At 59.1% G+C, this 22568-nt stretch carries 24 protein-coding genes, 2 tRNA genes and 1 pseudogene; 14 read left to right on the top strand and 13 right to left on the bottom strand.

Going from position 1 to position 22568, the window contains the following annotated elements; genetic code table 11:
* The 10 genes and pseudogenes from RTI30_RS06130 to RTI30_RS06175 all read left to right on the top strand — a co-directional run.
* Positions 1–844 (top strand): annotated as a pseudogene (locus RTI30_RS06130) (hypothetical protein); the annotation flags it as partial.
* Positions 845–894: 50 nt separating this feature from the next.
* The gene (locus RTI30_RS06135) at positions 895–1353 is read left to right on the top strand and encodes a hypothetical protein (protein ID WP_312262563.1); all 459 of its coding nucleotides are present in this window, start codon (positions 895–897) and stop codon (positions 1351–1353) included.
* A gap of 15 nt (positions 1354–1368) precedes the next feature.
* Positions 1369–1851, top strand: a complete 483-nt coding sequence (locus tag RTI30_RS06140; RefSeq protein ID WP_312262562.1) for a hypothetical protein — start codon at positions 1369–1371, stop codon at positions 1849–1851.
* Between the two features lie 33 nt (positions 1852–1884).
* Positions 1885–2475: a hypothetical protein gene (locus tag RTI30_RS06145; protein ID WP_312262561.1), complete on the top strand. Its 591-nt coding sequence runs from the start codon at positions 1885–1887 to the stop codon at positions 2473–2475.
* A gap of 41 nt (positions 2476–2516) precedes the next feature.
* Complete coding sequence (locus tag RTI30_RS06150) at positions 2517–3014, top strand: hypothetical protein (RefSeq protein WP_312262560.1); 498 nt, start codon at positions 2517–2519, stop codon at positions 3012–3014.
* Positions 3011–3532: a hypothetical protein gene (locus RTI30_RS06155; protein ID WP_312262559.1), complete on the top strand. Its 522-nt coding sequence runs from the start codon at positions 3011–3013 to the stop codon at positions 3530–3532. The genes RTI30_RS06150 and RTI30_RS06155 overlap by 4 nt, the downstream gene beginning before the upstream one ends.
* Complete coding sequence (locus RTI30_RS06160; RefSeq protein ID WP_312262558.1) at positions 3529–4884, top strand: sigma 54-interacting transcriptional regulator; 1356 nt, start codon at positions 3529–3531, stop codon at positions 4882–4884. Before RTI30_RS06155 ends, RTI30_RS06160 begins: the two co-directional genes overlap by 4 nt.
* Before the next feature lie 59 nt (positions 4885–4943).
* On the top strand, positions 4944–5225 hold the full coding sequence (locus tag RTI30_RS06165; protein ID WP_312262557.1) for a hypothetical protein: 282 nt from the start codon (positions 4944–4946) through the stop codon (positions 5223–5225).
* A gap of 7 nt (positions 5226–5232) precedes the next feature.
* Positions 5233–6042: a DUF692 domain-containing protein gene (locus RTI30_RS06170; RefSeq protein ID WP_312262556.1), complete on the top strand. Its 810-nt coding sequence runs from the start codon at positions 5233–5235 to the stop codon at positions 6040–6042.
* Complete coding sequence (locus RTI30_RS06175) at positions 6026–6742, top strand: putative DNA-binding domain-containing protein (protein ID WP_312262555.1); 717 nt, start codon at positions 6026–6028, stop codon at positions 6740–6742. The genes RTI30_RS06170 and RTI30_RS06175 overlap by 17 nt, the downstream gene beginning before the upstream one ends.
* Here the strand turns inward: RTI30_RS06175 and RTI30_RS06180 are convergent.
* From RTI30_RS06180 to RTI30_RS06215, 8 genes are all read right to left on the bottom strand, one after another.
* Positions 6731–7444, bottom strand: a complete 714-nt coding sequence (locus RTI30_RS06180) for a PspA/IM30 family protein (protein WP_312262554.1) — start codon at positions 7442–7444, stop codon at positions 6731–6733. The genes RTI30_RS06175 and RTI30_RS06180 overlap by 12 nt on opposite strands.
* Positions 7445–7462: 18 nt before the next feature.
* Positions 7463–8281 (bottom strand): heavy metal-binding domain-containing protein, encoded by an 819-nt coding sequence (locus RTI30_RS06185; protein WP_312262553.1) that lies wholly within the window; start codon positions 8279–8281, stop codon positions 7463–7465.
* Positions 8278–9246: a heavy metal-binding domain-containing protein gene (locus RTI30_RS06190; RefSeq protein ID WP_312262571.1), complete on the bottom strand. Its 969-nt coding sequence runs from the start codon at positions 9244–9246 to the stop codon at positions 8278–8280. Before RTI30_RS06190 ends, RTI30_RS06185 begins: the two co-directional genes overlap by 4 nt.
* A 10-nt stretch (positions 9247–9256) precedes the next feature.
* The gene (locus tag RTI30_RS06195; protein ID WP_312262552.1) at positions 9257–9637 is read right to left on the bottom strand and encodes a hypothetical protein; all 381 of its coding nucleotides are present in this window, start codon (positions 9635–9637) and stop codon (positions 9257–9259) included.
* A 76-nt stretch (positions 9638–9713) separates the two neighbouring features.
* Entirely contained in the window at positions 9714–10700 is a 987-nt protein-coding gene (locus RTI30_RS06200) for a lysylphosphatidylglycerol synthase transmembrane domain-containing protein (RefSeq protein WP_312262551.1), read from the bottom strand.
* Positions 10701–10718: 18 nt separating this feature from the next.
* A complete protein-coding gene (pabB, locus tag RTI30_RS06205; RefSeq protein WP_312262550.1) occupies positions 10719–12110 on the bottom strand; it encodes an aminodeoxychorismate synthase component I in 1392 nt (463 codons plus the stop codon).
* A gap of 177 nt (positions 12111–12287) precedes the next feature.
* The gene (locus tag RTI30_RS06210; RefSeq protein ID WP_312262549.1) at positions 12288–12638 is read right to left on the bottom strand and encodes a type II toxin-antitoxin system RelE/ParE family toxin; all 351 of its coding nucleotides are present in this window, start codon (positions 12636–12638) and stop codon (positions 12288–12290) included.
* The gene (locus tag RTI30_RS06215; protein ID WP_312262548.1) at positions 12635–12916 is read right to left on the bottom strand and encodes a type II toxin-antitoxin system ParD family antitoxin; all 282 of its coding nucleotides are present in this window, start codon (positions 12914–12916) and stop codon (positions 12635–12637) included. The genes RTI30_RS06210 and RTI30_RS06215 overlap by 4 nt, the downstream gene beginning before the upstream one ends.
* A gap of 214 nt (positions 12917–13130) precedes the next feature.
* Here RTI30_RS06215 and RTI30_RS06220 point away from each other — a divergent pair, with 214 nt between their 5' ends.
* The gene (locus tag RTI30_RS06220) at positions 13131–14444 is read left to right on the top strand and encodes a TolC family outer membrane protein (RefSeq protein ID WP_312262547.1); all 1314 of its coding nucleotides are present in this window, start codon (positions 13131–13133) and stop codon (positions 14442–14444) included.
* A 68-nt stretch (positions 14445–14512) separates the two neighbouring features.
* A complete protein-coding gene (locus tag RTI30_RS06225; protein WP_312262546.1) occupies positions 14513–15247 on the top strand; it encodes a DUF2249 domain-containing protein in 735 nt (244 codons plus the stop codon).
* Positions 15248–15301: 54 nt separating this feature from the next.
* On the opposite strand, the gene RTI30_RS06230 is transcribed toward RTI30_RS06225, so the two are convergent.
* The 3 genes from RTI30_RS06230 to RTI30_RS06240 all read right to left on the bottom strand — a co-directional run bounded on the left by RTI30_RS06230 (position 15302) and on the right by RTI30_RS06240 (position 18073).
* Positions 15302–15394 (bottom strand) — tRNA-Ser (locus RTI30_RS06230).
* Positions 15395–15488: 94 nt separating this feature from the next.
* Positions 15489–16577: a cytochrome d ubiquinol oxidase subunit II gene (locus RTI30_RS06235; RefSeq protein WP_312262545.1), complete on the bottom strand. Its 1089-nt coding sequence runs from the start codon at positions 16575–16577 to the stop codon at positions 15489–15491.
* A 53-nt stretch (positions 16578–16630) separates the two neighbouring features.
* Complete coding sequence (locus tag RTI30_RS06240; RefSeq protein ID WP_312262544.1) at positions 16631–18073, bottom strand: cytochrome ubiquinol oxidase subunit I; 1443 nt, start codon at positions 18071–18073, stop codon at positions 16631–16633.
* Between the two features lie 279 nt (positions 18074–18352).
* Here RTI30_RS06240 and RTI30_RS06245 point away from each other — a divergent pair, with 279 nt between their 5' ends.
* Both RTI30_RS06245 and RTI30_RS06250 read left to right on the top strand, forming a co-directional pair.
* A complete protein-coding gene (locus RTI30_RS06245; RefSeq protein ID WP_312262543.1) occupies positions 18353–19735 on the top strand; it encodes a dihydrolipoyl dehydrogenase in 1383 nt (460 codons plus the stop codon).
* 254 nt (positions 19736–19989) lie between these two features.
* Positions 19990–20595, top strand: a complete 606-nt coding sequence (locus tag RTI30_RS06250; RefSeq protein WP_312283455.1) for an SRPBCC family protein — start codon at positions 19990–19992, stop codon at positions 20593–20595.
* Positions 20596–21127: 532 nt separating this feature from the next.
* Here RTI30_RS06250 and RTI30_RS06255 read toward each other — a convergent pair.
* Together RTI30_RS06255 and RTI30_RS06260 are read right to left on the bottom strand one after the other, a co-directional pair.
* A tRNA-Arg gene (locus RTI30_RS06255) sits at positions 21128–21204 on the bottom strand.
* 64 nt (positions 21205–21268) lie between these two features.
* On the bottom strand, positions 21269–22450 hold the full coding sequence (locus RTI30_RS06260; RefSeq protein WP_312262541.1) for a TDT family transporter: 1182 nt from the start codon (positions 22448–22450) through the stop codon (positions 21269–21271).
* Between the last annotated feature and the right edge of the window lie 118 nt (positions 22451–22568).

Consider the following 22568-nt stretch of genomic DNA (forward strand, 5'->3'; position numbering starts at 1 on the left):
GTGCTCTTCCGATCTAGGCGATGCCGGGACGGCAACAATGCCTGCTCCCCAAAACAATATGATGCCCGCCAATTCTGGCCCACAGGGCTATGGCGCGGCGCCAGCGTGGAACGGCGCTGCAAACTCGGCGATGGCTCCGCGCGCGGAACCCATCGCCTATGTGCCGCCGCCCCCCGGCCCCTATCCGGTATCGCCCGAGGAGCTGAGCGCCGGCAGTAGCGGCCCGCAACCCGGGGGCTATGGACCCATGGGAGGCTACCGCCCCGCTCCCCAGGGTACCCCGTACCCAGCGCAGCCGCAGATGATGGCATCTGGGCCGCAAGTCTATCCACCAATGCCGCAACCAGCCTACGGCCCAGCGCCGCAGGGCCCCTACCCGCCACTGCCGGAGATGGGTGGCCCCCGCGGACCCTACGGCATGCCGCCGGCCTATGGGCCACAGCCCGGTGGCTATGGCCCACCGCCCCAGGGCCCCTACCCGCCACTGCCGGAGATGAATGGAAACCCCGCAGGCGGATGGCAAGGACCCATGGCGCCGCCTCCTCCACCAATGCCCTACGGAGGCCCCGCCGCCTATGGGTCTGGTCGCCCGCCCATGCCCCCCATGGGACCAAGTCCTTATCCCACACCCTATGGGATGCCGCCGGCCTACGGCCCTCAGCCCGGAGCCTATGGACCGCCGCCCCAGGGTCCCTATCCGCCGCTGCCCGAGATGCGCGGGAATCCGGCCATGCCACCCATGCCCTATGGAGCCCCGGCTGCCTACGGTCCTGGCCGCCCGCCCATGGGTCCCGGCCCCTATGCACCGCCACCTTGGGCGAGCGGCCCCTGGGGGCCTAGATGATTTTGCCAAGGGACATCTAGTCGTCCCGTTGTAACGAGAGGTAGGTGATCATGAAAAAGACGAGATTGGCCGTTGCTACCTTACTGACTTTGGCGTTACCGGCAACCGCCTTCGCTTGGGGGCCCTGGGGCGGAGGAAATCCTTGGTCGGGATGGAGCCCTTGGGGCGGGAGCGGGTACAGCAACCCCTGGGACGGCAATGCCGGACCCTGGGGTGGTTACGGCGGCCCCGGCGAGGGTAGTTTCGGCCCGTGGAGCATGGGCAGCTTCCGTATGCAATTTCCCCACGGCGGCCCCATGAATTTCTCTGGCGGCCCCTGGAACGGCTGGGGACAACCCTGGTCTGGATGGGGCGGCGGCACCCCGTGGACTGGATGGGGCGGCGGAATGCCTTGGTCCGGGTGGGGCACCCCCTGGAGTGGCGCCATGCCTTGGGGCGGTAGCCCCTGGTCCGGTTGGGGAAGTCCCATGTCGCCCTGGGGGCCGATGTCTCCCATGGGCTGGTGGTAACTGGAGGTGAAAATCATGTCGAGCAAAAAATCACGTCGTGCTGCCACTCTACTTGCCCTTGCAGCACTGACTGCCCTGGCAAGTAGCTCCGCTCTTGCTTGGGGGCCTTGGGGTGGATGGGGCCCCATGGAGAATGCTGCTGGACCCTTTTCGGGCTGGGGTGGACCATTTTCCGGTAGCATGGGGCCCTGGAGTATGGGCAGCATGCATATTCAGCGCCCAAGCGGCGGGCCCATGACCTTTAGCACCGGTACCTACGGCGCCTACAGCGGCCCCTATGAGGGATATTACGGTGGTGCCGATGCTGGACCCGCAGGCTACTATGCGCCGCCCGCCGCCTACCCCGCACCGGGCCCTGCGTATCCGCCGGAGGGCGCTTATTATGGCTATCCAACCGGCGTAGCAGCCCCGCAAGTTGCGGCGCAACCCGTGCCTCCGCCACCCGCAGCCAACCCGCCTCTGGACGTGCCGCCCCCTCCGGGACCTTTTGCACCATGACGGCAACACCACAAACCCGGCAGGAGTCCTGATATGCGAACCTTTCTGGCGCGCCTGATTTTTCTGATTCTTTTGGTGGCGATTGTGCTCTTGGGCATTGCCGCCATCCAACATCCTCATTCCTGGCAAGAGGACTGGCAAAATGTGCGCGCTTACTTTGTACGCCATTGGGCGGAATGGCGTGGTGAGGCTGCCAAGCCCGCCGAGGCAAAGGCAGCTGCTGAGCCAAAACCGGCAACAAGCACCCCTCTCCCTCCCCTCATGGCGGCAAGCCCGAGCTATGTGCCACCCACTCCCTTGGGCGCGGAAACCCGCCTCAATGATCGCCAACTCACTCTGCTCATGGCTGCAAGGCAAGCCTTTTGGATGCGCGATTACCCGGTAGCCATTGGCGATTACCAGGCCTTGATTAACGCACGGCCCGATCGAGCTGCACTCTACGGCGAGCTGGGAAATGTGCTCTGGGCTGCGGGGCAGAGGATTGCCGCCGCCAATGCCTACGGCCATGCTGGAAAACTGCTATTGCAGCAAGGACGCTATGCCCAAGCGGCGGCGCTGATTCCCATCCTCACCCGGCTGAATCCCGAGGCCGCCACGCAATTACAAGCGGAGTTGGCAAGATGACCATAAGAAGCGTAGCTGTGTCAGTACCCAGGCGGATTTTCATGACCACCATGGTCATGGCTCTTGCCATCGGCAATTGCTCGCTTGCCAGTGCAGCGGAGGCAAGCAAGACAACACCAAAAAAGCCGGAAACCAAGACCGCGCCAGCGGCGCACAAAGCGAGCAAAGCCCAGCAAGCGCCCAAAAAGGCGCCAGTAAAAGTAGCACCCAAAGAGCAAAGTAGTGCGGTGAATGATCTTGCCAATCAGGCGCGAGCGGACTTCTGGCACGGAGATATCGCTGGTGCCATTACGGCTTACCAAAAATTGATCAAGGAACATCCACAGCCGAGTTGGTACGGAGAGCTGGGTAATTTGTACTACCAAACCGGTCAGCCCCAGCTTGCTGCGGAAAATTACTACTTGGCGGCCAAGGCGTTGATTGCCAAGGGCCGCCCTCTGGAAGCTGGGGCTTTACTCCCGACCCTGCAGCGCCTGGACCCTCAACTTGCGCAAAAATTACTTGCGCGGCAGTCTCAACCCAAGGAAAAGCGTAAATGAGCCAAAACACCCAGCCGTCCCCCGCGGATCATCACAACCTCGCCGGACTCTCCGATCGCCAACTGCGTCTGATCGTCTTTGCTGGCCTGACCGCTTTTTTGGTGTTGGCCGCCTATGAATTCTATTTGGCGGTGGAAATGAGCCACGATCTGCGCGCCATGACGAAACAAGTCCAGGCCCTCAGCCCCAATGTGCAGCGCAATATGGATAGCATGGCCGGCGATATGCGTCGTATGACGGCATCTACCAACTATATGGCACAGGCAACCGGGCAAATGCAGGCGGATTTTTGGAGTTTGAATAAGAATGTCTCGCCGCCCTTCTCCTTCTTTGCAGGAATGGTTCCCTGGGCCGGAGAAAATAGCGCCTATGCCGGGCCTTCACGTCCTTTGCCATTGCCACCCAGCCAGGGCTATGCTCAGCCCTATGGTGCCCCGCCTGCCTATCCTGGGCCGGACTATGCTGGTCCGTACGGATATCCACAGGGTGGAGGCGTGCCGCCGCAGGAGAACCAATGACCGACCTCGACAGCAAAACTCGGGACATCCTCTCAGCAGTCATGCCGCAGCTGATCGACAACATCCCTTTCGGCATGATGATTGCCGACCAGCAAGGCAATATCCTGTACTTCAATCCGGTGGCAGACCAATTTTTGGGGATCCAGCAAGCCACCCAACTGCGTGAGATTCCGCATTTACAATTGCAGAAGGAAATCGTGCGGGCCGCTATCTCTGCCGGTCATGAGGATGCGGTCAGCCGACCGGCGGAAAGCTGTATCAGTTGGGACCGGGTCGTCACCCACAACAATGAAACCCGCATTCTCGCCATGCGCACGCGGATGGTCAGGCAACGCGACAAAAAATACCGGGTGTTTTTTATTGAGGATGTAACCACCCTGCGGCAGGCCGAACGCAGCCTCTCGGGCGAGGCGCGGGCGGGAATCCACAGTCGCGATCCGCAAATGCTGCGGGCGATCGAGTTGATCGAGCAGGTGGCAGGCAGTGACGCCAGCGTTCTCATCCAGGGCGAATCGGGTACCGGCAAGGGCATGCTCGCCCGCCTGCTTCACGACAGCAGTCAGCGCGCGCGCAAGCCCTTGGTCGAGGTCAATTGCGCCGCCATCCCCGAAAATCTCTGGGAAGCAGAGTTCTTTGGTGCCGCCAAGGGTGCCTACACTGGCGCCGTGGGCGACCGCATCGGCCGCTTTGCCGCCGCCGATGGGGGTACCTTGTTTCTTGATGAGATCAGCGAACTGAGCAAACCGCATCAGGCAAAATTACTCAAGGTATTGGAAGAGCAAAGCTTTGAGCCCATCGGTTCGATGAAAACCCGCAAGGTAGACGTGCGAGTGGTAGCGGCAACCAATCAGGGACTGAAAGCAGCAGTCGAGCGCGGCGACTTTCGTGCCGATCTGTTCTATCGCCTCAACGTGATTCCGGTGAACGTGCCGCCGCTACGGGAGCGCCGTTCGGACATCATCCTCTTGGCAGAGTACTTCCTTGCCAAATTTGGTGGCCGCAACGCACGCAAGTTGGGTTCCCAGGTCAAACATCTCCTCCTCGACTACCCCTGGCCGGGCAATGTGCGCGAACTGCGCAATATCATGGAATATACCAGCATCTGCGCCAACGGCCCGGAAGTAGAGCTGGCCGACCTGCCCCAGGACTTTGTCGAGCGGGTACAAAAGCGCCAGACCAGTAACGAGGGCGCTGCGTTGGAACAATCAGAGGAAGAGCGGGATGCCCTCGTCAATCTCCTACAAAAACACGCCAACAACCGTAGTGCGGTGGCACGCGAATTGGGAATCGATCGGGTGACCCTCTGGCGGCGCATGACCCGCCTGGGTCTGAGCAATGTGAGTGAGGTTTGATAGCGGCCTAGCGGTTGGCGTAGAGTGGGCAAGTTGTAATAAGACGCGGAGAATGCACGATGCACAATACGACAAAAATTGGTTTGGCTTCCCTTTTTGCCCTTAGCCTGGGCAGTCTTCCCCTTCCGGGCGAAGCCATGACGACTGCAGCACCGATGAACGGTCAACAACAAATTGCCCAAGGCGCTATGCACGAGGGCAATTGCTCACGGATGATGGGTGAAGGGAATTGCTCCCGCAGCAAAGCCAAGATGAGCGAGGCGCACTGCACCAGCAAGGCAGATATTCGCGCCCACGGTGGTAAATGCGGCAAAAGCTACATGGAAAAGAAAGGGATGTAAGATTCACGTGAGTACCTGGGGTCTGGGGCTGCGGCGGGAGTTCTTGCCGCAGTTTGCCGAAGCGGCGGCGGAGCTTCCCGTCGACTTTGTCGAGATCGCCCCCGAAAACTGGTTTGCTTTTGGCGGGGCCCCGGCTCGCGATCTAGCCCGCGTGCTTGAGCAAAAGTCGCTGTTTTGCCATGGGCTTTCCCTATCCATTGCCGGACCGGCACCCCTCGACTGGGATTTTCTGCGCACGCTGCGCAGCTTTTTGCAGGAGCACGGCGCCGTCGTGTATAGCGAACATCTCTCCTACTGCGCCGACGCCCAGGGCTACTTACATGATTTGCTCCCCATTCCCTTTCATGCGCAAAGCCTGGCTTGGACGGTAGATCGTATCGAACAAGTACAGGATTTTCTTGGCCACCCCTTGGTCTTGGAAAATACTGCCTATTACGGGCAATTTCCCGAATCGACCATGAGCGAGCTCGATTTCCTCCTCGCGGTTTTGGCGCAAAGCGGCTGCGAGTTACTGCTGGATCTCAACAATCTCTTCGTCAATAGCCGCAATCATGGCTATCTTGCCGAAGAATTCCTGGCCGCTCTGCCCGCCGAAAAAATCCGCTACTATCATGTTGCCGGCCATTACCAGCACCCCGCAGGTTGGCTAATCGATACCCACGACTCCGGGGTCAGCACCGAGGTTGGCGATCTGCTGCGCCAAGCCCAGCAACGATTTGGCTCACGCCCAACGCTTTTGGAGTGGGACAACGACATCCCGCCCCTCGACACCCTACTGGCTGAGCTAGAGCAGCTGCGCAATGCAAGCATCGCCTGACTACCCCGCACGTTTACAGGATATTGCCCAGCGCCTGCGGCAAGCACGAGCACAGCCACCGGCTGGTATGCCCACAGAAATCTTTGTCCTCTATCGCGAGATGATGCGGGCGAGCTTTGCTGCGAGTCTGGAGGACGCCTTTCCCCAGAGCAAGGCCCTGATCCCTCTCCAAGACTGGGAAGCGTTGGTGGATGACTTTCTTGCTCGTGGCTCCTGCCCGAGCCCAAGCTTTCATCAGGTTCCGGATGCTTTTCTTGCCTTTGTGCTAGAGCAGATAGACAAGCATGCGGAGCTACCGGAATATCTGCCCGCCTCGCTGCATTGGGAATGGTTGACCCTGACCCTGGCGATCAGCACGGCGCCCTTGGCGGAGGCTCACGAAGAGGCGTTACCGGACGCGTGCCTGCAGCTTGCCGCCGCGGTGCGCCTGCAACACTACCCGTATGCCGTGCATCTTGGCACCGCGCCGCCGGCACCGCGCGATTGTTATCTACTCATATTCCGCGACTGCAGTGGCGCAGTATGTACTCGCGAACTCGGCATTCCGGAAGCGCGCCTGGCCGCCGCCCTCGCCGCTGCGCCGCTCTTTGCGGCACAAGCCCACGCCGCCGCATTCCCGCACAACGAGTACGCTCCAGCGTGGACGCAGGCTTGTTTGGCCGACTGGTGGCGGGAAGGGATTCTCGCATCAGGAACCTGACTGCGGCTTGGCCATCTCCGCCTTGAGGCGAGCGAGATCCGCATCGACCCCACTCTGCTCGCGCAGCTGTGCCATGTCTTTGTCGGTACGACTACGGTGATCGAGGGGATCATCGATCGCGCCGGAATCCATGAGCGATTCCAACGCCTCGGCCTTGCTCTGGGACTGTGCGACGCGATCCTGTACCCGCTGCATCGCTTCGCCGGCATCGTTCATTCCCTTGCCGAGTCCCGACAGAGAGTTTTCAGCCTCGATCTCCGCCTGGGAGGCTGCCAATTCCCCCTTCATCACTTCTTTCTGGGTGCGGAAGGCTTCGATGCGATCCTGCAGCTTGGTCTCAAAATCCGTGAGCTTGGCCACCTGTGCGGCAATTTTGTCGTGGGCATCTTGCAAGGACTGCAACTTGGCCAGAGCCGCCTGTTTTTGTGCCAACTCTGCCTTGGCGAGATCCTCGCGATTAGCCTGCAGCGCCGTACGAGCATCGGCCTCCGCCTGATCGGCGGCCTTTTGCGCATCTGCCATCTGATGCTCAAGGCTCAGCTTTTCCGTGGCCACATCGGCAAGGTGCCGCTTGGTGTCTTGCAGATTGCTCATCATCTTTTCGTAGGAAAGATCCAGGGTCTCGGCGGGATCTTCGGCATTGTCGAGAAAATGGTTGATCTTTGCCTGCACAATTTCTGAAGCGTGCTTGAATAAAGACATCGTCAATCTCCCTGATAATCAATCGTTGACTGGCAATACCAGTTGCGGACGCATGGCATCGACTTGAGCGTCGGCGTTGTCCATCGCCTTCACTGCCGTCCCTACGGCAAAAAATTCGATCACATGCGGCTGCCAGTTGTGGCTCCCCTCGTGCAGCTGCACCCCGGTAATGCCATCGGCCTGGGCATCAGCGGCTTCGCGCTGCATCCGCTCCATGGCCAGTTCGCGGGCGTCGTACATGGCCTGGGTAAACTGCTCCAGCTCGATGTTGCGGCCAATGTTACCCATACTGCGCAACACGCCCTGGTGCGCGACGTGGTACACACAAGAACCCATCACCATTTCCATGGGCCGATAGCCTGCCTGTAACAGCATCCAAAAATCCTGCCCCGAGAGGTCGCTGGTAAAGGGCTTACCGCCCACGCCCTTGAAGCCGGGCGCACCAGAACGATGGGCAATGGCGGTACCAATGGCCATGAATTCGAGGATGTCCTGGTCCCAGTCCATGCGCTTTACTTCCAGCCGCACGCCCACCACGCCGTCGGCCTGGAGCAGGATGGCCTCTTGCTCCATGCGACTCATGGCGAGCTCCCGCGCCTGATACATGGCTTGGGAGAGAACATCCATTTCCATGTTCTGATTCCAACTGCCGTACTGAATACCCATATGGTAGATACAAGAGCCGACCACCAGACCCAGAGGTTCGAATTGGGCCTTGCGGACCATCACAAATTCGTTGACCGAAAGATCGGAGGTAAAGATGCCTTCGTGGCTGCCTTGGGAGCGCAGTCCCCGCAAGCGTTCGACGGCGTGGGGAGCGAGGGTTTCTTGCGTCATAACAGATCCTTGCGATGGGGGCGAAAAGAGCGTAGCGGCCCACCCAAAGACAGGGTGGGATGCAATTCGTGACTGGGCGAAGCTGTCGTGTCGTAACTGATGGCGGTGCCAATGGCGATGTGGCGGCAGAGAAAACTCTCGCCCTGATCGGCCTTGACCCGATACAGCTGGGAATATTGAGTATGGGCGAGGACTCCAGCACCGAGCTTGCGGCCATCCTGCTGCAAATTGTACAGGGCCCGACGCCGAACGTTTTCCTGAAAACTGCTGAGATCCGGAATCTCCATGTTCCAGAATCGTGCCGCAAACGGGGCCTGCTGATTGGCTTGGTCGAGCATCGTCCCGCCCCAGGGCTGATACCAGTCGTACTCGGCACCAATGGCAATGCCCACCGGCACCACTCCCTGTTCGAGCAGGCGTACGAATTCTAGGGAAGAAACCGTTGCCACCGCTGGTTGCGGCGAGGGAGGAAGGTCTTGAATGCGTACCGCCGTGCCCATCAGGGCGTAGTCCATATCTTCGCCATCGCCACGTCGTACCCGCATATCGACATTGAGGACGGCATTGGCTCCCAGGGCGACCGCCTCCAAACGCAGCCGGTCGATGGCCTCATGCCAGCCGTCGTAATGTCCCTGCGTCCACGAAAAGCCAAAGTGATACCAGCAGTTACCACCAACCGCGCCGAGGGGATGGATACCATGGGTACGTTCCATGAGCAGAGCCGCTACCGGCCCGGTCTGTATCCAAGGGCGCTGCCCTGCCGCCGTGGCGCGCAGACGCTCCTGCACAAAATTGGGCAGACGCCGCTGCTGCAAGGCCATCTGCCATTCCGCCGCGCGCTGTTGTGCCGCGGCGCTGGGGGCGACGGTTACGGCACCCACCTGACTGGCCACATTGGCCACGGTCTTTTCCAAGTCTCCCGCAACTTCGTGCAAGCCCTTCTGAATCTTGTCCCATAGAGACATAGTCACCTCGCTACTGCAGCAAAAAGTCGTGCAGGGTTTGACTGGCGGCCTGCATTTCCGAGGAAATGGTGGCGGTTTCCTGCAGCAAGGACTGCAGCCACTCGCCCAGGGGTAAGATGTCACGCTTCAGCACCACGCCGCGCACGGTACGGGCGCGCAGGGTCTCGATATGGGTGCCATCAAACTGCAAGTGAAAGTCGAAGTCCCCGGCATGCAACACCAAATGCGCAAGGTGTTGATGGTGGGAGAACAGACCGTCTTTGCGACGCTCCACCTCCACCAATCCGGGCATACTCTGCTGCAACCGCTCGGCCAGGGCTTCCACGAAGGCCTTTAGATCGGTAGTCGACCGCCGAATCCAGGCCGCACTCTCACCGAAACTGCTCTCCACAGCGTCTCCTTCCGCCTCTGCGTCATGGGTATGGACCACGCTTTTAGATTGTAGTTCGTTTTTGCGTAGAGAGTTGTTAGTGCGAGCGTTGCGCGAGGGGATGACGATATATGCCGAGCCAGAGCGCGGCCCCGGGCAGGCTGGTCAGCAATACCGTTGCGCCCAAGAGCAGCGATAAAGCCAAGGCCTGATCGTGGCTCATTGCCAATGCCCCCAGGTAAAAAACCAGGAGCCCCTCGCGCAGCCCCCAGCCCGCCAGGGAAATCGGTAGCGCCAAGAAGAGGCTCACCACCGGCCACACCACCCAGAGCGCCACGGCATCCGGCCGCTCGCCGAGGGCGTGTGCAAGACTCCAAAACATGAGGATGGAGCAGAACTGCACGAGAACGGAAAGCAGAAAGGTGCCGATCAGGGCCGGAGGATTCCGCAGGAGCATACCCATGCCGTCGCGGATATCGTGCAGTTTACGGCCCCATTTACCGACTCGATGCTCCAAAAAATTGAGGCTCGGAGTCACAATCAAGACGATAATGCTGAAATAGCCAAGGCTGAGCAAAGCCACCGTCTCACCCATGCCTGGCAGCAAATGCAAACCCCGTCCGCCAATCAGATAAGCAAGTAAAGCGATGCTCACCAGCGCCCCCATGCCAATGAAGCGATCGGCAAAGACCACCGCCAAGGCCAGGGTGGCGGAGCCCGTCTGCGGGCGGGTGTACCAGGCACGCAAAACATCGCCCGAAACCGAACCCGGTAATACCTGATTGAAGTAGGCCCCAACCCAAATCAAGCGCAAAAGCCAGATTTGGGGCGCGTGTTTACCCGCCGCACGCAAAATCAGATTCCAACGCAAGGTAGAAATTGCGAGGTTGAGCGCATAAGCCAGAACCGCCAGCACAAACCAGGACATCTGGATTTGCAGAAAGCGATTGGTCAGTGCCGCCCAATCGGTCTTGTGAAAAAGCCAAGCAAAAATGGAAAGGGTAACGACGATTTGCAGGAACAAGCTCCAGGAAAATTTGCGCTTGTGCCCGGCTACAGGCGAGTTTTCTGGTATTGCCGGCATGGATGAAAGGCTCCCGAATCAGCGCGCCACTGTAGCGCAGGCGGCACTCGGCGGCAAAAACTCCGCCAGGGTTTCGGTAATCATTTCTACCTTGCTCAAACTCTCGGCATACTCGGCGGCGCAGTCGGAGTCGATCACGATGGCGCCGCCACCAAAATATTGCAGGCTGCCATTCTGTTGCAGCTCGATACTGCGAATCAGGATATTCCAGTCCATATCCCCCGCCGCCGTCATATAGCCGAAACTGCCGCAGTAGATGCCCCGCGCCTCGGCCTCGAGCTCGGCAATGATTTCCATCGCCCGCCGTTTTGGCGCCCCAGTGATGGAGCCACCGGGAAAGGCGGCTGCCAAGGCATCCCAGGCATCGTAGTCCGGCGCCAAGCGCGCCCGCACACTGCTCACCAAGTGATGGACCTGGTCGTAGGACTCCAAGGCAAAGAGCTCTGGCACCTGCACCGATCCCACCTCCGCTACCCGCCCCAGGTCATTGCGCAGCAAATCGACGATCATCACATTCTCGGCGCGGTCCTTGCGGCTGGTGCAAAGCTCCTCGGCCACCCGCCGGTCTTCTTGCAGGTCGAGTGATCGCGCGCGGGTGCCCTTAATTGGGCGTGCCTCCAGTTGCCCACCGTGCAAGCGCAGCAGACGCTCCGGCGACACACTCAGCAAGGCCCCCCAAGGATGGCGGAAATACCCCGAAAACGGCGCCCGGCTACGCGCCCGCAGCCGCTGGTACAAGGGCCAAGGATCTCCCCGCCAGCGCGCGTGGAAGGATTGCGCGAGGTTGATCTGGTAACAGTCGCCGGCATGCAGATACTCCTGCACTTGCGCAAAGGCGGCGGCATACTCGGCGTACTGCCAACGCGCCAGCACACCCGGTGCGCACAATTGGAATTCCGGGCGCGGCACTGGCGCGGTCAAGCGCTCCTGCCAACTCTTCCGTGCCGCCAAGCTCCCCAAGATCCAGGCGCACTGCTGACGATGATCCTGCACCAGTGCCTGATCATAGGCGGCAAAGACGGCCTGGGGCTGGCTGCCGGCCGGCTTCCGACCGAGCACCGCCGTCACTCCCGCATCGTAGCGCAGAAAGCCGCAGAGCAAGGGCAAATCGACCCCCGCCACAGTGGTCGATGCACGGGTCTTGCGCATCTCCGCGCGGAGCACTGCGAACAGTGACTCGCCCTGCCGTTGCGCCTGAGCGCCCCGCGCCTGTCGCCAGACACCGTCGGCATCTTCCCAAATCCAGGCGTAGGGCTCGCGCAGCAATACATCCCGTTGCCGCCGCGGTCCGGGCGCCATGCCACTATCCAAAAAGGCCGCCCCCTCCTCCACGGCAATCTGCGCAAAGAGCCGGGCGCTGTCTTCCCGATATGCGATTTCCTCTGCCTGCATCCCCTCGCCCTGTATCATCTCGCCAAACGCGGCGGTCCTACCGCCCAGCTTCTTACATTGTCGCGAGACCAAGATAGGAATGTCGAGAGTAGCAGGAGCGATCAGAAAAGCGACACGGGAAATTGCACGACGGGCGACGTGAACATCCGGGAGATTATGGATGCAGGGCAAATGGTAGCCTCGCTGCGCACAGACTTATTCGACTGCAGCGTTTTCATTCGGCCAATGTCTCGACAAATCCATGCTGTCGTGCAGCAGGCGGAGCACCTCAATCATCCGCCCGTGCGCGACTCGGAACAGTATAAAGTGACGGCCTTTGCGGCCTTGCCGCGCTACGTGCAGGGTGCGGATGCCAGGGGCAATTTCGTCTCTTGCTCTGGCTCCTGGGATGTCAGGCCCCTCGTGCAGGGCCGCAATGGCGTCTGTCAAGGTGTCGATATAGCACTCAGCCTGCGAAAAACCGAAGTGCTCCACCGTCCAGACTGTAATATCGAGCAGGTCGGCCTCGGCACTGGCAGTGAGACGAACGCACAACGGTTTGCTCATGCCTTAGCTAGCGTTTGCGCTACCACGGTTTTGAGGTGCGCACGCAGGGATTCCCGAGTATCGAAGCTCTTGTAGCGACCCGCCTCGATATCAGCGATACCTACCTTGGCGGCAGCGCGCAGCGCCTCTAGACGGCTAGCATCCTCAGCCTCGCGTTGTTCGACAAGACGCAAACCTTCGCGCAAAACTTCGCTGGCGTTTTGGTAGCGGCCGCTGACAACCAAGTGCTCTACCAATGCAGCTTGATGCTCCGTGAGAACAACATTGCGTGTCGGCATGGCGACCCTCCTCCAAGATACGTTGGCATACTATGCCAATGCTCGTTTCGATTACAATAACGACCGCTCCCACTACAAACAACCCGCTTCTACAAACTCGCGCTCTGGGCAGCATTACTTTACCCACCATAGACTCCCTAATCGTCTACGCGTCCTTGCGAACTGACCGGCCGGTCAGTACACTAAGTTCAGATTTCGACGGAGCTCGTTGCCCATGTCTGCCTTACGTCGCACCCTCTTGCCTGCCCTTGCTGCGCTGCTGCTCAGCCCAGCCGTTTTTGGCGAAGATCTGCTTAGCGCATATCAAGCAGCCCTGCGCACCGATCCCAGTCTTGCCGAAGCACGCGCCAAATTGCAGGCCGCCGAGCAGGATAAGCCCCTTGCGCGCTCTGCCTACCTGCCGCATCTTGGCCTCGGCGCCAGCGTCGGTTTCAATACCGGCAAATTCTCCGGCTTTGCCGGCCTCGACCTCAGCAAAGCGTATTTGTCCAACAGCTACAGCGTCACCCTCAGTCAAGCCATCTTCAATGGCCCCGCCCTCGCCGCCCTCAAAGAAGCCGGCAGCAGCATTCAGGCAGCCTCGGCGGGCCTTGCTTATGCCGAGCAGGATCTCGCCTTGCGCGTAGCGAAGGCCTATTTTGCGGTGCTCGAGGCCCAGGCACAGGAAGCAGTGGCGGCCAAGCAAACCAAGCTGCTGCAGAGCATCTACGAGCAAACCGAAGCGATGCTACGTATCGGTACCGGCGATATCATCTCCGTGCGCGAGGCACGGGCGCGCTTGGATTCTGCCAAGGCCGATGAAATCCAGGCCCAAAATGCCACCGCCATCGCGCGCAAGGAACTGGAGCGCCTCACCCATCAGCCCGTTGGACAGCTGGCACCACTGCGGAACTATCAGGCCCTCGGTCCACAGCCCGACGATATGCAGGCCTGGGTGGCGGCAACCCTCAAATCACAGCCGCAGATTCTGCAAGCCGAGGCAGAGACGCAAACCGCCCAAGACGAGGTCGAGGTGCAACGCCGCGCCCGCTGGCCCAAGCTGGATTTGCAAGGTATCGCCCAACACGTCCATGGCAATCCCTTCCCCGGCTTTACCGAAAATCAGGCCGGTGTGAGCCTGAATCTGTCCATGCCGATTTTTGAAGGTGGACAGATTTCCAGCCAGGTGCAGAAAGCAGAGGCCCAAAGCATGGCAAGTGCCGATCATCTAGGCAGCGTGCGCGACGCCGCCCAGCTACGCGTCGAGAGCGCCTTTCTCGATCTCAAAAATAGCGTTGCCCAGCTCAAAGCGGCAAAAGAGGCGGTGCAATCGGCCAAGATTTCCCTCGAGGGTACTCGCAAGGGCTACGAAGTGGGCACCCGCTCGATCATCGACCTGTTACAAACCGCCACCGATTATGCCCGTGCCGAGCAGCAGTACAACGTCGCTTACTACCGGCAAATTACCGCCCGAATCGCGCTCAAAGCGGCTGCCGGTCAGTTGGACCTGGCCGACCTCGAATCGATCAATCATCTGTTGGGTAGCTGAAGAATAGCTGCGCCCCGTAAAGCTTAGGCGTATGCTTGTCGAGTGCAGGAGACAACGAGGAGATGACGATGGCAGCAGTGGCCGAACCGAATACCCTGAGTCTCGACCTACGGGACATTGCCGATGCCAAGGCAGGACCGATGCTCTTCAGCGCGGCGCAACGCCTGGGTCTCGGGCAAAAAATCGTTTTGCAAATCGATCGAGATCCACAAAGTTTGCTACGCGCCACTGCCTTTCAATTGCGCGACGCGATTTCTTGGTCGGTCAGCGATGCCGGTGGGGTTTGGCAGGCCGAAGTGCGGCCGCGTAAGGAGGCCGAGGCCAGAGATGTAGTCGACCTCCTCACTTGGGACCACTACCGCCTCGATCGACAGTTTGCCGACGTGCTGGCGGCGGCCAATGCCAACCGCGTTGCCGAAGCGGAAAGCATTTTTCAGGACTACTGGATCGGTCTGCGCCGCCATGTGCACATGGAAAACTTTATTCTCGGACCGGTCCTCGGTGGTGGCGAGAAAAAAGGGCCGTTGGCCGATATGCTCTTTGAGCACGACAGTATCATCCAACAGTCGCGCCTAGTCGATGAGACCTTTTTGGAAAAAGACTACGCCATGTTGCCCGCTATCTGCGCCGTACTCTCCGGCTCCCTGGCCAAGCACGAAAATCGGGAAGAAAACACTCTCTTTCCCATCTGGCAGGCAGCCAATAATCAGGACAAATTACGCGCCGAAGAATTACTGATGCAAACCAAGGCACTTCTCGGCGGCGCCGATGACGCCATCGTCAAGGAGCGTTTTCCCGATTAACATAACTAGCACCGCAGCAACAAGAACGCCCTGATTTCTCAGGGCTTTTTGGTATGGCGGAGAGAGAGGGATTCGAACCCTCGATGGAGTGTTTAGCCCCATACTCCCTTAGCAGGGGAGCGCCTTCAGCCTCTCGGCCATCTCTCCGGTGCGCGAAGTGTAGCGCGGACGCCGGTCACGCGTCAAAACCGCCCGCAAGCCATTGCGGTTTGCGGGTGCTTGACTAAAGATACTTCAAGCCCTAATGGCTTTCATACCCTGCCAGGTGGGTGAGCCGATGGCGGAACACCCAGATCTGGTAGGCGTTGTACATGATCATTACCGGCACGAAACCTGTCATGAACAGGGTGAGAATGGCCAGGTCATTGGCAGGATTGGCTCCGGCGGCAATGGTCCAGGTGTTGGGCACGATATACGGGAAGTTCGTCGCCCACATTCCACCCCACATCAATACGACTATCGCACCACACCAGAGTAGTGCCGGAAAATCCCGATGCGCGGCATGGGCGCTCATCATCTTGAACGCCGAGATCAGGATAGCTACCAGCAGAATCAGCCAGCCAAACCAGCCATCGCCGGTCCACTTGGCAGCGCTGGGTAGGATGGCGTAGGACCACACCAAGGTTATCACCACCGCGCCCAAGGCCAGAAAGGAGAAGATCGTCGCCCAAGAGTGCGCCATCTTGTAGATATGATCCTCCTGCTTGAAGCGCGCACAAAGGTAGAGCGTGCCAGCCAATCCTCCAGCAATCAGCGCTGCAATGCCGGTCCAGATACTGAACGGGCTCAAGAAACTCAGGGCCGTGCCCGAGAAATGTGGCACGGTGTTGACGAAGGGGTCATTGGCCACCTGAATCCCTTGCGCATTTCCCGTTGCCATGGGGAAACCTTGCAGGGTGGCACCAAGGGCGATGCCGGCAAAGAGCGCAGCAATCAGACTCCCCAAGCCAAACATTTTGCCCCAGAAGGCTCGACTACCTTTGGCATGGACATGAAACTCAAAGGCCACGGCACGGGAGATGATCCCCCAGAGCGCGAACATGAGCGGAACCATGAGGTAATTGAAGGTGGAACCGTAGACCAGGGGAAAAGCCCCAAAAATGACCCCACCGGCCACCACCAGCCAGGTCTCGTTGGCATCCCAGGTGCCGGCCATGGAAGCCATGACGGCAGCACGATCATTCTCATTTTTGAGGAATAGGGAAAAGACTCCGGCGCCCAGGTCTGCGCCGTCGAGAATGATGTAGATCACAAAGAACAGCCCGAGCAGGATCCACCAAAAGGTCCCAAGGGAGCTGTGAATACGCATGATAGTACTGATATCGTTCATTACGAATTCTCCTGAAATGGTGGGGCAATACTACGCCCCACCCAATGGACGACTTAGCGGCTGCGCTCGAGAGTCGGCTTGGCAAAAGACGCCTGTGCGATGCCTCCACCAGCAGACTCACTGGGCTCGGAGCCAATCACCGGACTCGTCAGGTCGGGCCCCTTCTTGATGATCCGGGTGAAGAAATACCAAGCCCCACCCCAGACCATGACCTCAAAGGCGATATAGCCGGCAAACCAGAGGGACTCCTCCGGCACGCTCATGTGGCTGACACCCTGCCAGGTGCGCATCAGGCCATAGACCACCCAGGGCTGCCGACCAATTTCCCGCGTCCACCAACCAGTCCAGACCGCGAGATAGGGCAAGAAGCCGCTAAAGACCATGAGGCGCAAAAAGTTGGGATGCTGCCGGATCTTCTCGGCGCTGAACTGCCCGCGAATCCGCAACCAGTTGCCCCAAAGAGCCATGAAGAAGAGGAAAAAGCCAATGGCGACCATGATCCGGAAGGCATAGAAAGGCACCCAAACATTGGGGCGATCCTTTACCGGATACTGATCCATACCCGTTACTACACCATTCCAAGTATGGGTCTCGAGCAGGCTCAAGACATGCGGAATTTGGATGCTGAACAGGTTCTTACCTGCGGTCACATCGGGAATGGCGATCAGATTCCAATTGGTGTTGGGCTTGCCATTGGGCAGATAGGTATGGAAGTGACCCTCCATGGCCGCCAAGGAAGTCGGCTGATCTGTTGCTACTTCTCGGCCCAACTCATCGCCAATGAAGATCTGCAGCGGCGTGATCACAATCAAGGCCAGCAACGTGGGCTTGAGCAGGGTGGTGAAAAGATCCACATGCCGGTTCTTGAGGATGAACCAAGCAGACACTGCGGCAAAGAAAAAGAGCGAAAGCTCTAGGGTCGCAATCCACATGTGCGGAAAGCCGATGTTGAAGTTCGGGTTGAAGATGGCTTCCCACCAGTTAGTCACCTGAAAGAGTCCATCCTTGAGGACGACCCCTGTGGGCGACTGCATCCAGCCATTGGCGACCAGAATCCACATGGCCGACAGGCTCGAAGACAAGGCAACGTTGAAGGTCGAGAAGACATGCATCCCCTTGCCGATCTTCCCCCAGCCGAAGATCATCAGACCGATGAAACCCGCCTCATACATAAAGGCGGTGATGGTCTCAAAGCCGAGAATGTTGCCGAAGAAAGGACCGACGGCCTGGGAGAAGGGCCCATAGAGAATGCCAAAGGCCATTTCCATGGTCACGCCAGTCGCGACCCCGGCGCCGAAGTTGACGATAAAGAGCTTTTCAAAAAAGCGTTGCAAGCGGTACCACTTTTCGTTCCCCGAGCGCAGCCAAGCCACCTCCAAAAAGAAGAGGAGCCACGACATACCGATGGTCACCGGCGTCCAGAGGATGTGCATCGACGTGATGAATGCAAAATCCAAGCGGCTGAGCAGGATGGGGAGTGTGTTTTCAATCAGCATAAAACCCCCTGTTGGTATCGAGTCGAGGCCAGCTGGAAGCTGGCATCGCCCCCCGAGCAAGCATCCTTCATACCCGACCAAAACCCTCAATTATCAATTAATAAAAACATATTGTTATATTGTTATTGTTTTAGATCGGCTACCCCAGGCGGTTTATTTGCACCATACAGTCTGGTGTATTTGCACCGCCGTGGTTTTTTTGCACCACATCCAAACCAAATCAGACCAAACTATCGAAAATGATCTACACTAAATCAGCGACTGAGACAGGAGGGCAAGATGAAGGAACTGGACCTATTGACCATTGGTGCGGGCGGGGCCGCGTATCCGGCGGCGTTTCGGCTGGCGAAGGCGGGCGCCCAAGTGCTCATGGTCGACCCCAAGGGGGTGATGAGCGGCAATTGCCTGTACGAGGGCTGTGTGCCTTCCAAGGCGGTGCGGGAGACGGCGGAGTTGGCCCAGGCGCAGCAGCGTTTTCAAAAGCTTGGCTTGAGCGGCGAGACAAGAGTCGATTATGCCGCCGTGGTTGCCCACAAAGATGCCATCCAGGCGCGGCGTTACGCGCAGCATGCCGAGGAACTGGCTGCGGTTGCCAACCTGACTCTGGTCAAAGGCGTGGCGCGCCTGCTCGATCCGCATACCGTACAGGTCGAGGGCGAGCAGGGTGAGGAACGCTATCACTGCCGCAACATCATCATCGCCAGCGGCTCCGATGTCTTCGTGCCTCCCCTACCCGGCGCCGAGCTGGCGCTCACCAGCCACGATCTGTATAAGCCCGATCCCACGCTGAAAACCCTTCCGGAGCACTTGATTGTGGTGGGCGGCGGATACATCGGTCTCGAAACCGCCAGCTTCTTTGCCGCCCTCGGTAGTCGCGTGACCCTGCTGCAGAAGGGGGATCAACTCTTGGCAGGCATGGACCCGGAGATGGTTGCCCTGCTCCTCCCCCTCCTCTCCCCGCGCATTTCCATCCTCACCGGGGTCGACGTACAGGCCATCGAAAAAAGCACTGGCAACAAGCGCAGCCTGCGCTACCTGCGCGATGGCCAAGAACAAGTCCTCGAGGGGGATGCGGTGCTGCTCGCAGTGGGAAGACGACCGATCCTACCCGAGGGGGCTGCGGCCATTGGCATTGCCGCCGACCGGCATGGCATCAGCGTCGGCACGAGTCTGCAGACCCGCTACCCGCACATCTATGCCTGCGGCGACGTGAACGGACGCGTGCCACTTTTTCATGCCGCAGTGCGGCAGTCATTGGTCGCCGCGCACAACATCCTCGGCGGCAACCAAGCTTGCGATTACGCCGATTTTCGCAACGTCCCCACCACCATCTTCACCCTCCCCGCCGCCGCCTATATCGGCATCACCCCAGCGCTAGCAGCCAAGGAGGGGCGCACCCTCGTCAGCGCCAGCTACGCTTTTGCGGAAGACTCTCGGGCACAAATCCTCGAACGGATGGAGGGCGAAATCCGCCTCTTTTTCGAGCCCGGCAGTTTGCGTCTGCTCGGCGCTTGGGTGGTGGGTATCGATGCCGGCAATCTCATCGGCCAGATCGGTACCGCCATCGTCGGCGGCCACACGGCCTATGATTTGGCGCGTTTTGCCGACCAGCATCCGATGAGTGCCGAGGGCATCGGCAAGGCCGCACGCAGCCTGTTGTAAACAACACTCGCTCTTCATCGGCGAATATCCCCATCCCTCTCAGCGCCATGCTCGGGCGAGGCTATCGCCGGTGAGCACAGCGCCCAGATGCACTGCACGGTGCATCCGGCTTGCCGATAGCTCCGTATTGCAAACAGAACCATTAGAGCCGAGCGCCGTGCCAGCGGGCACAAGTCGCTACAGAAAGACAAACGCCACCATCATCGCCAGAGGTGGTCATGAAAAAACGTGTAGCTATGGAAATCCGCAGCAAGATGCGGCAGTCGTGGTGTAGACGCTGCGGATGGCTCCTATGTAGTGTACTCGTCAGCTGCCCTTTACCGACGCTGGCTCAGGATGAATCGCATCTGCAGGTTGCAGTGCAGCCAATCGCGGGGGGCTTTGCCATTCGGGCGAGTTTTCCGGTTGCCGTAAGCCCCGCGCAGGCCTTCGCGGTAATGACGGATTACGACCACATGGCACAATTCATACCGCAAATGCGCAAAAGCCAAATTCTCTGGCGCAACGGTGCGCGCGAAGCCGTACTGCAGGAGGGATTTGTCGACCTGCTCTGGTTACGCCTTCCCTCCTATGTCGTGATGTCAGTGCGTTTCGCGTCGGATAGAATGGTGCTTTTTCATAGCACCAACGGAAATGTACAAATAAGCGGCCGCGCGCAGGTCCATCCGACCGCCGCCGGCAGTGTGGTAGATTACGAATCCACAATGAAACCGCAGATCGCCGTACCACTTGGTCTCGCACAAAACTTCGTAGCCCAGTACATTCGCCAGCAGATGATGGCCTTACGCGCTGAAATGCTGCGGGTGAATGCTCACCCTGCCGAAAACGCCGCCCAACAAAACCCGGACGGAGGCGGCTAGCAAATGGGTGCCCGTTAGCGCGCCGCCAGCGGTCCCCAGTCCTTGCCAAGACCGGTCCTGCAAAGCAAAGGCTTCCCGTCCCACCGTCGCGCACGGAACGCTCCCGGAATCCGTCCATAAGCTATCATGGCCAGAAACATGCACTCCCAAGATGTACTCGCGTGGCATCGAATCTGCTCAAAGGAAAAGCGCGGAACATCCGCCCTCACGCTGGCATGTTCAATGGTACAGGCGCATATGTTGCTGCTTGCATCAAAATCCTTGGTCTCAGAGACTATGCAAGGAGGCGGCTCAATGTACAGCGTATCTGCGGCCTGAAAATACTGAGTTCTAGTGGCGCATAACCCCTATCTAAAAATGCGGTATGCCCAGGTCCCCATCATACGAATTCAGCCATCTGTCTGCCGCGTTTCATGATCGGAGTTCTCCACTGCCCGAACTATCCATTCCGATGCCATTCTTGCCTGCTTGGACGACTTCTCACCGCGTCAAAATATCATGTGGTTGCGTCGAGAGCAGTCGCTGATCATTTTGGCGCGCCCAGAGGGAATCGAACCCCCAACCTACGGCTTAGAAGGCCGTTGCTCTATCCGGTTGAGCTATGGGCGCATGGCACTATTGTAGGCAAGCCGGGGGGAGCTTGCCACCTGGTAGCGCTCGAGAACACGCGGAGTTACTGGCGCAGGGTGCTCATGATATCCCCACCCTGCTGAACGGCTGGTCTCTCGCAGCTTTGTGGCAGGCCGGTTTCTTCCGACAAGCAAGGTGCGCGAAATAGCCTGCCGGTCCACATGCCGACAAAGCTCTTGCGGGTAACGACGATCCAGAAAAAGGCGAGTAAAACCGTAAAGAAGGCACCCAAGGGCTCGAAGAGCCAGTAGCCGGTCTTATCGGCAAGGAGATAGGTAGCGGAATCGAAGACTCCGAGGGGAAAGGTAAAGCCCCACCAGCCCATATTGAAAGGCAAGCCCTCGCGCAGGTAACGGAGGGTAAAGGCGACGGCCATGAGCATCCACCAGAGACCAAAACCCCACAAAATGAGCGCCACCAGTAAGCCGGCCATCTGCGCAAAGTGCGCCATTTCGGCAAGCTCACCATGAAAAGTGGCAAAATCGGCATTACCCAGGGTGATCATTGCCATGGCACCGGTGCCCAAGGGCCCGAGCGGCAGCCAACTCGATACCGCCATGTCTTGGTGCGGCAACTTGTGGAGGGTGAGACGCAGCAAGAGGATGGCAAGCACCCCCAAAGCCAACAACACCGATACCGACCACAAGATATAGCTGGTGTAGATCACGTTTTCGGCGGCTGCTGGCGCCAGATGTGGGGCCAAGAGTCCACCACTGGCCGCAGCGACTTCGGGGGGCACAATCGGCAGGAGCCAAGCTGCCGTCATCCGCTCCATGCTGTGACCTTGGCTGGTGAACATAAAAAATGGAACCAAGAGCACCGATAAGGCAGAAAGCAGCACATCAATCCACCAGAAAGCATGCGCCACGGCCAATGTCGTGGCCGAAAGGGGCCAAATGATGAAAAAGCCATTGATGATGGTGGCAAATCCCATCGGGATGGCGCCCAAAAAAAGCGACTGCACCGGGTGATCGAAGAGCCTGCGAAAGCTCTCGGCATAGAACACCGCCCGGCCAATGAACAGCAACCCAAAGAGCACGAAGAAAAAACTATTGATGCACCAGAGCGCACGCGCTAGATCCAACTGTCCCCAGTGCCCATAGGGAAAAAGGGCGAGCATGAGGGCGAGGATGCCCGTCCCCATGTTGGCGGCAAACCAGTTGGGAGTGAAATGGCGGACGATTTCCCGCGGATTGCCGCCAGGCACGGCCGAGAGAAAGGTCATGGCTAAGCTCCTGTACGAATTACTGCATAAGTTCACAAACCTTTGGCACTTCTTTGGCGAGGGAGGAGTGCCATGCAGGTTCAACATGTCGGGTACCGGATCCGGGGGTTTTACCGGG

It is taken from the genome of Candidatus Igneacidithiobacillus taiwanensis (genome assembly GCF_031962545.1).
Lineage (GTDB): Bacteria > Pseudomonadota > Gammaproteobacteria > Acidithiobacillales > Acidithiobacillaceae > Igneacidithiobacillus > Igneacidithiobacillus taiwanensis.